Origin of the sequence: Acinetobacter sp. BY419 (genome assembly GCF_019038395.1) — a bacterium.
Classification (GTDB): Bacteria; Pseudomonadota; Gammaproteobacteria; order Pseudomonadales; family Moraxellaceae; genus Acinetobacter.
The window spans coordinates 92,085-105,134 of record NZ_JAGFXZ010000003.1; the positions used below are offsets into that span (position 1 = coordinate 92,085).

The window sequence follows — 13,050 nt, forward strand, 5'->3', positions numbered from 1 at the left end:
TTGCATATAAACTTTTTAAAATAAATTCAGCTCAATTCTAAATATGTTCAATCACTTCATCTTCAAGCTTCAGTTTAACGATGCCCTGTGAGTTGGTCATTTTCTGCTGTGTTTCAATGCGTTTAATCATTTTTTCCAGCACCTGAATCAATTCAGGATATTCAAAGTTTTGCACTTCATCCATATTCAGCAATAAATGAAAGCCCTTATATTCATAATCGAACCAGCGCTGATACTCAATTTTCTGAGATGCATATTTTTCCATCACCTGCCAGGTTCGTACTGGTGTTTTAATGCCTTTCAGGAAAATCGGCTTTTTCGGCGCGCAAAGATAATCATCTTTGATCAAATTATGCGTATCTTCCGAAATCAGGATTTCATCGACTTCCGCTGCACTTTGCAAGCGCGCTGCCAGATTGGCATCACGTCCTACAATGGTATAGGCCATGCGATGTGTTGCCCCATAATTCCCTACGTGGCAATAACCGGTCGAAATCCCCATACGTATATGGAGTGGCGGATAACCCATTTTAATCCAGCGTTCACGCAGCAACTTCATTTGCTGACGCATTGCCAATGCCATTTCCATACAGTTCTTGGCATCCTGTTCCACGCCTTCAGAGTTCGGATCACCAAAGAAAATCAGGATCGCATCACCCATGAATTTATCGACAGTCGCTTCATAGTTTTTTGCGATTTCGGTCATATGCCGAAGATAATCATTCAACAGGAATGCCAAATCATCTGGAATCAGGGTTTCAGATAATTCTGTAAAACCCTGAATATCCGAGAAAAAAATCGTCAGCTTTTTACGTTTATATTCAATTTTGGCTTCAGATTCACCTTTCATAATGGATTGCCATAACTGCACGGGCGCATAGCGACTCAGTTGATTGGCAAATTCCATATAACGGTTCATCTGTTCGAAATAATGATCTTTCTTCTGGGTCATGTATTGCACACGACCACTTTGATAAAAACTACCGACACCGAAATAGGTAATCAGGCAGATAAAGCCTAAAACGGTCAGCTCACTGCTGGTCGGTTCAAAATAACTGTTAAAACCAAAGACCAGAATATTGGCCAGATAGAACAGCGTAATACCGATCAGGCTGGCCAGAGAAGCCATCATAAAGGAAATTTTATTACTGATTGCGGTATAGAGTACTGCGACCAAACCGAGTAAGGACAATACCAAGTCCAGATGTACCGCCGCTAAAACCACTGAAATGACAGTTACATCAATCAGAAACAGGACATTACGCCGGATGTGATAATCATGACGATAGATCAGCCAGCGAGACAGCTTGGGTATAATCAGCAAAACCAGCAACAAAAAAAATGGAACAAAAATCTGATACTGGGTATCCGGCTCAGTGTAATGAAAGACGACCAGAACCAAAGACAGCATGATATATCCCATCAGGCGATGGAAATACTCAAACTGATGGGGTTCTTTTTGAATCCAGTCGTCTAATTGCATTCACTCACTCCCTGAAGTCCGCAACTGTCCATGATTCTTGCAATGCCTTGTTAGCTGATTAGTCCATGCGCCAGTCAAATGGCATATCGCCCTGGCCACGTAAAGCCAGCATTAAGGTTTGACGCATATGTGCCAACACTTCACTGCTATAAGGAATAGCAGGTGTGCCCCAAACAGGCTTCGGCCATGCTACATCGTTCTGATAGCGGACCACATGATGAAAATGCAGTTGCGGCACCATATTCCCTAGCGCTGCTACGTTCATTTTATCTGCACGGAAAACACGTGCCAGCTGGCTTGATAACCAGCTCGACTCTCTTAAAAACTGCTCTTGGTCAGCTTGGCTCAATTCATATAATTCAGAGACACCCGGCACACGTGGAATCAGAATAAGCCAGGGAAATTGCATATCATTCATCAAACGACATGTTGACAAAGGAAAGTCGCCTACAAAAAAAGTATCTTGAGCAAGTTGTGGATGCAAACTAAACATATCTTTATAAATGATGCAAAATTAGAATGATGGCTAATACTACCATATCCAACTGAAGCTGAATATTGGAAGCAATGTGTTTAAAGACAAATTCTCATGATTTGTTGCAAAGCACATCACTACAATCACTCTAAACAATTCATTAAAAAAATCAAGCCTGTTATTCCTGCAATTTTCATCCGGAAATACCCTCCTAGCAGAATCTTCAGGCTGATTTAATCGAATAAAATCAGTGTAACTCTTTAAGCAGGCTGTCCAGTAAATCCAGAATAAACTGAATCCGTTTTTGATAATCTTCCAGCATGACCATCACTTTCAGACGTTGCCCCCCCTCCATACGGAAATAAGTCGGATGTTTCTGCATCATCTGGATAATCGTCATGGCCTGAACCGGGGTATCCGGGGCAAATTCAATATGTCCGCCCTGGCTACTGATATCAATTTTAGTAATGCCAAGCTGTTCGGCTTTCAGTCGAATCTGATGGACAGTAAATAACTGCTTGACGGGTTGTGGCGGTATGCCAAAACGGTCGATCAATTCCATCCGGATATTATCCAGTTTTTCCTGGGTATCGGTATTACTGATGCGTTTATAGAACAACAGACGCTGATGGACATCACCAAGATATTCGTCCGGAATTAATGCAGGCATATGCAGGGTAATTTCGGCAGTCAATGACAATGGTGCATCAAAGTTTGGCGTTTTGCCTTTTTGAATCGCTTTGGTGGCTTTTTCTAGCATTTCCATATACAGGCTATAACCAATCGCCTGCATCGAACCACTCTGCTGCTCACCCAGTAACTCACCTGCACCGCGAATTTCCAGATCTTCGGTTGCCAGCATAAAGCCGGCACCCAAGGTTGAGGCACGCTGAATTGCATCCAGACGTTTTTCTGCATCACCTTTTAAGGCTTTTAGAGACGGTACCATTAAATAGGCATAAGCTTGATGGTGTGAGCGTCCTACACGTCCGCGCAGCTGATGTAATTGTGCCAGTCCCAACTTGTCGGCACGTTCAATCAGAATGGTATTGGCATTCGGGACATCAATCCCGGTTTCAATAATGGTCGAACACACCAGAACATTGTATTCCTTGTGATAGAACTGCTGCATCACTTGTTCCAGTTCACGTTCACGCATCTGGCCATGCGCCACGATTACCCGGGCTTCCGGCACCAATGTCCGGATATGCTCTGCAGCACGATCAATCGTATCGACTTCATTATGCAGAAAATATACCTGACCACCACGCAGAAGTTCACGCAGAATCGCTTCTTTAATGGTGTCATCGCTATGTTCCTGCACAAAAGTTTTCACTGCAAGACGGCGTGCCGGCGGCGTGGCGATAATGGACAGATCACGCATGCTACTAAAGGCCATATTCAGCGTACGCGGAATTGGAGTAGCTGTCAGTGTCAGCATGTCGACATCGGCACGCATGGCCTTGATTCGTTCCTTGTCGCGCACACCAAAACGATGCTCTTCGTCGACAATCATCAGACCAAGATTTTTAAACTGGACATTTTCCTGCAAAATTTTATGCGTACCAATCACAATATCGACTTTTCCTTCAATCAGGTCGTCAATGGTCTTGGTATGTGCTTTGGAAGAACCAAAACGTGACAGGACTTCAATTCGAACCGGCCAGTCGGCAAAGCGGTCTTTGAATGAATCATAATGCTGTTGTGCCAACAAAGTGGTGGGTACCAGAATCGCGACCTGCCGGTTATTCTGTACCGCAACAAATGCAGCGCGCATCGCGACTTCTGTCTTCCCAAAGCCGACATCACCACACACCAGACGATCCATCGGTTTGGCCAACTGCATATCCTGCAGCGTAGCTTCAATGGCATTGGCCTGATCCGGTGTTTCTTCATAGGCAAAGCCACTGACAAATTGCATATACAGGCTTTGATCAACTTCAAAACTGATTCCCGGCTTGGAAAAACGCCGTGCCTGAATATGCAGCAACTCGGCGGCAACATCGTGAATCTGCTCCAGCGCTTTACGTTTGGCTTTATTCCAGGCATCTGTACCGAGTTTATGCAAGGGTGCCAGATCTGGATCACCACCACTATACCGGCTGATTAAGTGCAGATTGGTCACCGGCACATAGACTTTGGCGGCATCCGCATAATCCAATTGCAAGAATTCGTGATCCTGATCATCAATACTTAAGGTGACCAGACCGGCATAACGCCCAACCCCATAATCGATATGCACCACAGGCGCACCCATGGTCAGTTCAGTCAAACTGCGGATCAGAAACTCTTCTGAAACTTCCTGTTGACGCTTGCGACGGCGCTGTACCACCCGGTGTTCATACAGCTGATTTTCAGAAATGACGCTGATACGATCAGTCAATACCAGACCGCGCTCTAAAGGCGCATTGGTAATTGCAATCGCGTGCAGGGACTGGACAAAACTATCAAAATTTTCAACCGTTGGGATATCACCCAGACTTGGCCTTAATGCATCTTTGAGGCTTTCTCGGCGCCCAGCACTTTCAGCCACCAGCAGTACCGGATGATTGGCCTGATCAATATATTTTTTGACCTCATGAAACGGTTTTTCACGTTTTGGATCGACTGGCAGACGCGGTGGCAACTGGGTATCGAGGTTCAATACCCCGGCTTTTTGGTCAAAAGGCGTTTGTGCAGCAATAATCCGCGCAAACTGATTTAGCTGCTCCAGCACCTGATTGGTCTGAAAGAACAGGCTTTCTGGCGGCAGAATCGGCTGATCAATATTGTGGCGACGATCTTCATAACGGCGCACCACATCTTGCCAGAACTGGCTCAGACTCTCTTCCAGGGCCTTGTCTGTAATGACAATGCCATTCTTGGGTAAGTACGAAATGAGTGAAATTTGGCCTTTCATCGCCTCAGCGCTGAAAAACAACGGCAAATAAAATTCGATTCCCGGCGAAACGATACCATCCATCACATCCTGATAGATCGGGTTCTTCTTTGGATTAGCAGTCGGGAAAAATTCAGCATAACGGTCACGGAAGGTGGCACGGCCTTCCTTGAGCGGAAATTCCTGTGCAGGCAACACGGTAAACTGCTGCAAACTTTGCGTGGTGCGCTGAGTTTCAGAATCGAAAAATTTCAGGGTTTCAATTTCATCATCAAACAGGTCGATCCGAATCGGCGCTTCCTGCCCCGATGCATAAATATCCATGATGCTGCCGCGTACCGCAAATTCACCCGGATCATAAACGGTATCGACCAAATGATAACCGGCCTGAATCAGCTTTTTCTTTTGCTGTTCCAGGTCAAATTTCTGCCCTACACGAATATCGAAATGCTCCCCCAGAATCCACGAGGTAGGTGCCACACGCTGCGCCAAGGTTGAAGCGGACAGCAACAGCACGCCAGTTTTTGGCATATTTGATAAAATGGCCAGACGTTCCGAGACAATATCCTGATGTGGGGAGAGACGGTCATAAGGCAAGATTTCCCAATCTGGAAAAATCGTGGGTTTAATCCCGTAAAATTCCAGTTCACTTTCCAGTTGACCCAAATGCTGGTTATTACGTGCAATCACAATAAGCAAGCGCGATTGCTGCTGCACGATTTCTTTGAGTAATAATGCTGTTGAGGAACCTTGCAGATTGCCTAACCAGCGTTTCTCGCCTGCTTTGAGCTGTGGTAAATTGAGTTGGGAAATTTCTTGCTGGAACATGGATATAGCTTTAAAGTCTAAATAACCTGAGGCTTATACTAGCACGATGATCTCAGGATATTTTGTTATTTTTATGCAGTCTTGCTACATCCATATGCTTCAATTTCAAGCCACTTTTTCAGCTCATTTTTGATCACGCAGAAAGTTACGATAATAATCATTTAACTTCTTGAGGATCATTTTAAATTGCAGCAGGTTCTCTTCGGTATTTCCTAAAGTCGCATTAAACCGCTGATGGGCAATTTCCAGATCAATTTTTTCATTGATCAGCATCGCAGTGTCGTATAAGGCTTTTAAATCATCAAACTGTTTTAACCGGCGATTCGACAAGTACTCTAACCGTGCACTCAACTCCTGATTCAGATAAATACCATCGATAATATAACCTGTATCTTCTGCATACTGGATATTCTGCTCCTCTAGATATAGCTGTGCAGCAGTCGGTTTATTACTTTTAAATAATGCGCTAATTTTATCAAACATCGCGATTTACCCAGCCAAATGTAATTCAGGCTCTAGTCTAGAGTAAAATACCTTAGATCCACATATCGAACCTGAGGCAAATTATCAAAATAGCAGCGATTCGCTGTGTCAGACGTTTTAACAGTTAGGGTGACTTAAGAAACCTGTTCGAGCTGACTCTCTGCTGCAGGAATTTCAGACACCAGATTTTCAAAAGCAAAGATTGCTTCTAATTGTATTGCAGTCAATAAGCCCAGCTCCAACACTACTTCTGGCACGGTTTTATTTTCACGCATACATTGTTTGCCGATTTCATCACATTTGGCATGTCCCAGAATCGGTTCAAGTAAAGTCACGATGCCCACACTGCGCATGACCGAACTTAAACAAACCTGCTCGTTGGCTTGAATGCCAGCAATACATTTTTGATTCAGGGTTTGCATGCCTTGGGTCAACAACTGAATGGATTCATTCATCGCAACGGCAATTACAGGTTCCATGACATTCAGTTGTAACTGCCCGGCTTCCGCAGCCATGGTGATGGTTAAATCATTACCGATCACACGGAAGGCAATCTGATTCACAACTTCCGGAATCACCGGATTGACTTTTGCCGGCATGATCGAAGAACCTGCCTGTAATTCGGGCAAGCGAATTTCAGCCAGGCCTGTACGCGGACCCGAACTAAGCAAGCGCAAGTCATTACAGATTTTGGACAGTTTTACCGCCAGACGCTTTAAACTGCTCGACAAGATAATAAAGACACCACAATCGCTGGTGGCCTCGACATAATCTTCTGCACCTTTTAAAGGCAGACCCGTTAGCCGTGCCAAGGTTTCAACCACCCGCTTGGCATAGCCCGGTGGCGTATTTACACCGGTACCAATAGCTGTTGCCCCCAAATTGACTTCCAGCAATAACCGTCGCATCTGCCCAATCAGCTTCAGGTCTTCTTTTAATAAGGTCGCAAAAGCCCGGAATTCCTGTTCCATGGTCATCGGAACCGCATCTTGTAGCTGGGTACGCCCCATCTTGATGACATATTTAAATTCAGCAGCTTTATAATCTATACAGTCAATCAATGCTTTAAGCACGCCCAGTAATTCGTCCAGACTGTTATAGGTGGCCAGACGTAAAGCCGTGGGATAGACATCATTGGTCGATTGTGATGTATTGACATGATCATTCGGATGCAGAATGTGATAATCACCTTTCTGATAGCCTGACAGTTCAAGGGCAATATTGGCGATCACCTCATTGGCATTCATATTGATTGATGTTCCTGCACCGCCCTGATAAGGATCCAGTGGAAATGCGGCTTGCCAGTCTTGAGGATGTTGAATCAATTCATCACAGGCTTTTTGAATGGCATCACTGCTCTGCTCTGATATTTTTTGAAAATGCAGATTGGCCTGTGCCGAGGCCTTTTTTACCTGAGCCAAAGCACGAATAAAATGCTGTTGTTGCCCCACAGCCAATCCGGAAATCTTAAAATTTTCTATGGCACGTAAAGTATGAATCCCATAATAGCTATGCAACGGGATTTGTTTCTCCCCCAATAAATCACGTTCAATGCGGGTCGGTTCGATTTGAAGCATATTGTTCACTAAAAATACTCTTGGCGATGCACCGGATTTGGTGTGATCTCAATATGAGCAAATAAATACGGGGCGAATAGGAAGACTTTAACCTAGAATTGCTACGTTTTATTACCAGTACAGTAAAGTTGTGAGTTTTGTAAGACTGTGTAAATAAAAAGCTAAAATTCAGATATTTTAATTAATTTATTTAGAATTTCATTTTTTTCCTTTAATCCGACGCCATTTCATCTTTTGTCCGCTCACCTTATTTATGGTTCAGTTTCAGTGAACTGGCACGCTATTTACAATAGGCACACATAATAGCTGTGTAATTATTACAGAGTGTAATTTTTAAACCCTGCTTGAATCACTGCCTTGCGAGCTCAGCACAAAAAATTATCTTGGACGATGATTTCCATATTTACAGGATGCCCCGCCTATGACTTATTTAAATCCCACCCTGATTACCTTCATGTTTTATATTATCGCCATGATTGCAATCGGTTTATATGCTTACCGTGCAACCTCCAATTTTGACGAATATATTCTAGGTGGACGGAGTCTAGGCAGTGGGGTAACTGCATTTCGGCTGGTGCATCCGACATGAGTGGCTGGCTGCTAATGGGCCTTTCTGGCGCCATTTACCTGTCTGGCCTATCAGAAGCCTGGATTGCCATCGGTTTAATTATCGGAGCCTGGCTAAACTGGTTACTGGTGGTAGGCCGACTGCGTGCCCATACCGGATATCAGAACAATGCCCTGACCTTGCCTGATTATTTCACCAGCCGTTTTTTGTGACCGTAAACGCATTTTACGAGTCTTGTCTGCCTTGGTGATTCTGGTGTTCTTTGCGATTTATTGTGCTTCAGGCATCGTCGCAGGAGCACGTCTGTTTGAAAACCTATGATGATTTTGTGTCTGGCGGCGCAGTGGCTACCGATGGCGCATATTCAGCAACAGCATGAAGAATTGGAGAAACAGAATAAACGTTCCCGGGCCAAGAAAAGTATGCTGAGTCGTAAAGCTCAAAAGACCATTATTGAGCAAAGGAATTTAAATCCTGTGCTTGACTCTTGTGGTTAAAAACAGGACATTTTAAATGGTTTATCGCATAGACATTTAAATTGGTGAATAACCACTATTGTAAGCCCAAAATAAAACCTTCTTGGGTCAGCTTTTGTACACGTGCCAAGGCAGCTGTAGGCGACAGATTGACCAGTTCAGCCAGTTTGATATTGGACAACTTGGCACCGGATTGAAATAAATCCAGGATACGAATATCTATACGATCAAGGTTCAAATAAGGGCTCTGCATTAGAATTATTCTCTAAAAAAAGCAAAAACTATAGTGAGATATTCGTCAAATATTCTGAGAATATAGATTAAAACTCATTTACCTTAAAGAACTGATTGACGCAGTACAGGAAGTCACTATGCCAACCACTCCCCACCCAGATTCATCTTTATATGCGGTCAAGCAAGCAAATTATATTGCTGACTTTAAAAATAAAAACCAGTATGAAGAACGTATCAATACCGCATGGCATCGCGCTGAAACTGAATGCATCGAAGAGTTATTGGCTCATAGTGAAATTTCTTCCAAGATGACTGACAAAATTCAAGCGCTTGCCTTTGATCTTGCGCATTCCTTACGCGAACGAAAAAGCTCAAGTGGTAAGGCCGGCATCGTACAGGGTTTATTGCAGGAATTTTCCTTATCCTCTCAGGAAGGCATTGCCCTGATGTGTCTGGCAGAAGCCTTACTGCGAATTCCGGACAAGGCCACACGTGACCTGCTCATTCGTGACAAAATCAATCAAGGCAACTGGAAAGAACACTTGGGGCAGAGCCAGCTGATGTTTGTGAATGCTGCAGCCTGGGGACTGATGCTGACCGGCAAGCTGATGGAAACCCCGCAGCAAAAAAGCCTGTCTAGCCTGTTGACTGGTCTTTTGGCACGCAGTGGCCGTGGGATTATCCGTAAAGCCGTCGATGTTGCCATGCGCATGATGGGCGAGCAGTTTGTCACAGGTAAAACCATTGATGAAGCGCTAAAAAATGCGGAACCACTGGAAGAAAAAGGCTTCCGTTATTCCTATGACATGCTGGGTGAAGCAGCCCTGACCGATCCGGATGCTGAACGCTATTATCAGGACTATCAGCAGGCGATTCATGCCATTGGCCAAGCCTCGCAGGATAAAAACGTCTATGACGGCCCTGGAATTTCAATCAAACTGTCTGCGCTGCATCCACGTTATCAGCGTTCACAAATGGATCGTGTACATAATCAACTCTATGCAAAAATACTGAAACTCGCGGTCTTGGCCAAGCAATACAATATGGGTTTAAATATTGATGCTGAAGAAAGCGATCGCCTTGAAATTTCACTGGAACTGTTAGAACGTCTCTGCTTTGAGCCACAATTGCAGGGCTGGAAAGGCATTGGCTTTGTGATTCAGGCCTATCAAAAACGCTGCTTCTATGTAGTGGATTACATCATTGATCTGGCGAAACGCAGTCAGAAACGTCTGATGATTCGGCTGGTCAAAGGCGCGTATTGGGACAGTGAAATCAAAAAAGCCCAAATTGACGGAATGTCGGATTATCCAGTATTTACCCGTAAGGTACACACCGATCTGTCCTATATCGCTTGTGCCCGTAAGCTGTTAGCTGAACCGGATTACATTTACCCGCAATTTGCCACGCATAATGCGCAAACGGTGGCCACGATTTATCAACTGGCGCAACCTGAACAGTATTATACCGGACAATATGAGTTCCAATGCCTGCATGGCATGGGTGAACCGCTGTATGAAAATGTGGTTGGCGACTCTTCGCAAAATAGACTGGGTGTGCCCTGCCGGATCTATGCCCCAGTCGGCAATCATGAAACTTTGCTGGCTTATCTGGTGCGGCGTTTACTGGAAAATGGTGCCAATACATCATTTGTAAATCGCATTGCCGACAAAACCCTGAAAACTGAAGATCTGATTGAGAATCCACAGCAAACAATTTTAAAGGCTTCAAAACAGGAAGGTGTGATGGGTGCCAAACATCCTCATATTCCTTATCCTAAATATCTCTATGCTGATATACGACTGAACTCATCCGGACTCGATCTGGCCAATGATGCTGAACTCGGTATTTTAAATGAAGTCGCATCTCGTCTGGCGACGACCCAATTTCAGGCAGCTGCCATGGGAACAGCGTTTACAGTTACCGATACAAGCAACGCAGTACAAATTATTAATCCGGCACAACATCAGGATATAGTCGGTACTGTTTATGAAGCGACGAAGGAACAGGCTGAAACTGCCTTAACCCAAGCGGTTAATGCACACAGTTTCTGGATCAATCTGTCTAAAAATGAACGGGCAGCCTGTCTGAATAAAGCCGCGGAGCTGATGGAGCAGCGCTTACTGACACTGATGGTGATTCTGTCTCGTGAGGCCGGTAAAACTTATGCCAATGCCATTGCTGAGGTGCGTGAAGCGGTTGATTTCCTGCGCTATTATGCAGCTCAAATTTTGGATCTACCTGATGATGTACAAATTCAGCCTTTGGGTACCGTGCTGTGTATCAGTCCATGGAACTTTCCGTTGGCGATTTTTACCGGTCAGATTTCAGCAGCGCTGGTCGCGGGCAATACCGTAATTGCGAAACCGGCTGAACAAACGCCGCTTATTGCAGCACAAGCCGTCCAGATTTTATGGGAAGCAGGCATTCCGCAAGATGTATTACAGCTCTTGCCGGGCCGTGGTGAAACTATTGGTGCACAACTCAGTGCGGATTCGCGCATTCAGGGCATCATCTTTACCGGTTCAACCGAGGTCGCTCAGATTCTGCAAAAAACGGTAGCGGAACGTCTGAACCAATTTGGAAAAAGCGTCACCCTGATTGCTGAAACCGGCGGTCAAAATGCCATGATCGTGGATTCATCAGCTCTGACCGAACAGGTGGTACTCGATGTCATGAACTCCGCTTATGACAGTGCCGGTCAACGCTGTTCTGCCCTGCGTGTGCTCTGTGTGCAAGAAGATAATCTTGACGCAGTCCGTACTATGCTCAAAGGTGCCATGCAGCAGTTACGTGTCGGCAATCCGGCCCTACTTAAAACTGATATTGGTCCAGTGATTGATGCGGAGGCCCAGCAAAACATTCAAAAGCATATTGAGCAGATGCGCAGCAAGGGTCATAAAGTCCATCAGTTAATGTTTAATCAAGATGGGACCGAGTTAGCGCAAGGAACCTTCATTCCTCCAACCCTCATTGAACTACCGAATCTAGATGATCTACAGCGTGAAGTCTTTGGCCCGGTACTGCATCTGAGCAGCTATAGATATGGCGAACTGGAACAGTTATTAGAGCAGATCAACAGCAAAGGTTATGGCCTGACCATGGGCTTACATACACGTATTGACGAAACCATGCAAACCGTAATTTCACGAGCAGAAGTCGGCAACCTGTATATCAACCGCAATATTGTCGGTGCTGTGGTTGGTGTACAGCCATTTGGTGGTGAAGGCCTGTCTGGTACTGGCCCGAAAGCCGGGGGGCCGCTTTATATCTACCGCTTAATGCATCAGGTTTCCGAGAAGAAACTGGCTCAACCTTATGCAGCTCAAGCAGGTCAAGTCGCTGCTAAAAACCCGGTGATGCAGGAATTTGAAGGTTGGGTAACTAAAACCTTTCCAGCATTAACTTTAAAAGCACCTCTCCAGATTGCGACTGGTCAAAGCTTTAACTTGCAAGGCCCAACCGGTGAAGAAAACCAGTACATGATCTTGCCACGTGAATACGTTCTATCTTTAGCGCACACGGAGCAAGACCAGATTCAGCAAATCCAAGCCATTTTATCGGTCGGCAGTCGTCCTGCGGTACTGGCAGACAATCGCTTTATTCTAAAATATCTACCAACGATGCCGGTCGCTGTCAGCAAGCAGTTCAACGTGATCCGGGATATTGAAACAGGTGCGTTTGATGCTGTACTACATCATGGTGATACTGCTGAACTGATTGATTTGCAAAAACGCATCGCGGCCCGAAAAGGTCCCATTGTAGGAATTATGCATCTAAATTCGGGCAATGACGATATTCCGGTGGAACGATTGGTGATTGAACGTGCCATCAGTATCAATACGGCGGCAGCCGGTGGTAATGCCAGTCTAATGACGATGAGTAATCTATAAATTAATACAATCACCCCAGCATTTATCTATTAATTATTTCCTCTTTATGGCCAAATTTTTCTCCTCAGAGGGTTTAGTCTTTTTTATGCAGTTTTTAAAGCCGTTCAGCCACAATAGGCTTAGGCAGATCAGCAATTTTTTGCTACCATTTGCGC

The 13,050-nt window shown here is 44.9% G+C and carries 6 protein-coding genes and 3 pseudogenes; 3 read left to right on the forward strand and 6 right to left on the reverse strand.

Going from position 1 to position 13,050, the window contains the following annotated elements; all coding sequences use genetic code 11:
• Positions 1 to 37: 37 nt before the first annotated feature.
• The 5 genes from KUG37_RS02105 to KUG37_RS02125 form a co-directional block, all read right to left on the reverse strand.
• Positions 38 to 1,483, reverse strand: a complete 1,446-nt coding sequence (locus KUG37_RS02105; protein ID WP_216934262.1) for an adenylate/guanylate cyclase domain-containing protein — start codon at positions 1,481 to 1,483, stop codon at positions 38 to 40.
• Positions 1,484 to 1,541: 58 nt separating this feature from the next.
• Complete coding sequence (locus tag KUG37_RS02110; RefSeq protein ID WP_216934263.1) at positions 1,542 to 1,976, reverse strand: HIT domain-containing protein; 435 nt, start codon at positions 1,974 to 1,976, stop codon at positions 1,542 to 1,544.
• Positions 1,977 to 2,205: 229 nt separating this feature from the next.
• A complete protein-coding gene (mfd, locus tag KUG37_RS02115; protein ID WP_216934264.1) occupies positions 2,206 to 5,664 on the reverse strand; it encodes a transcription-repair coupling factor in 3,459 nt (1,152 codons plus the stop codon).
• 123 nt (positions 5,665 to 5,787) lie between these two features.
• The gene (locus KUG37_RS02120; protein WP_216934265.1) at positions 5,788 to 6,147 is read right to left on the reverse strand and encodes a hypothetical protein; all 360 of its coding nucleotides are present in this window, start codon (positions 6,145 to 6,147) and stop codon (positions 5,788 to 5,790) included.
• A 134-nt stretch (positions 6,148 to 6,281) separates the two neighbouring features.
• On the reverse strand, positions 6,282 to 7,724 hold the full coding sequence (locus KUG37_RS02125; protein ID WP_254202574.1) for an aspartate ammonia-lyase: 1,443 nt from the start codon (positions 7,722 to 7,724) through the stop codon (positions 6,282 to 6,284).
• Positions 7,725 to 8,145: 421 nt separating this feature from the next.
• Here KUG37_RS02125 and KUG37_RS02130 point away from each other — a divergent pair.
• Both KUG37_RS02130 and KUG37_RS02135 read left to right on the forward strand, forming a co-directional pair.
• Positions 8,146 to 8,610, forward strand: a pseudogene (locus KUG37_RS02130) (sodium:proline symporter); the annotation flags it as partial.
• A 35-nt stretch (positions 8,611 to 8,645) separates the two neighbouring features.
• Positions 8,646 to 8,789, forward strand: a pseudogene (locus KUG37_RS02135) (ISNCY family transposase); the annotation flags it as partial.
• Positions 8,790 to 8,853: 64 nt separating this feature from the next.
• Here the strand turns inward: KUG37_RS02135 and KUG37_RS02140 are convergent.
• Positions 8,854 to 9,021, reverse strand: a pseudogene (locus tag KUG37_RS02140) (Lrp/AsnC family transcriptional regulator); the annotation flags it as partial.
• A 118-nt stretch (positions 9,022 to 9,139) separates the two neighbouring features.
• Here KUG37_RS02140 and putA point away from each other — a divergent pair.
• Positions 9,140 to 12,895: a trifunctional transcriptional regulator/proline dehydrogenase/L-glutamate gamma-semialdehyde dehydrogenase gene (putA, locus tag KUG37_RS02145; RefSeq protein WP_216935837.1), complete on the forward strand. Its 3,756-nt coding sequence runs from the start codon at positions 9,140 to 9,142 to the stop codon at positions 12,893 to 12,895.
• Positions 12,896 to 13,050 lie beyond the last annotated feature (155 nt).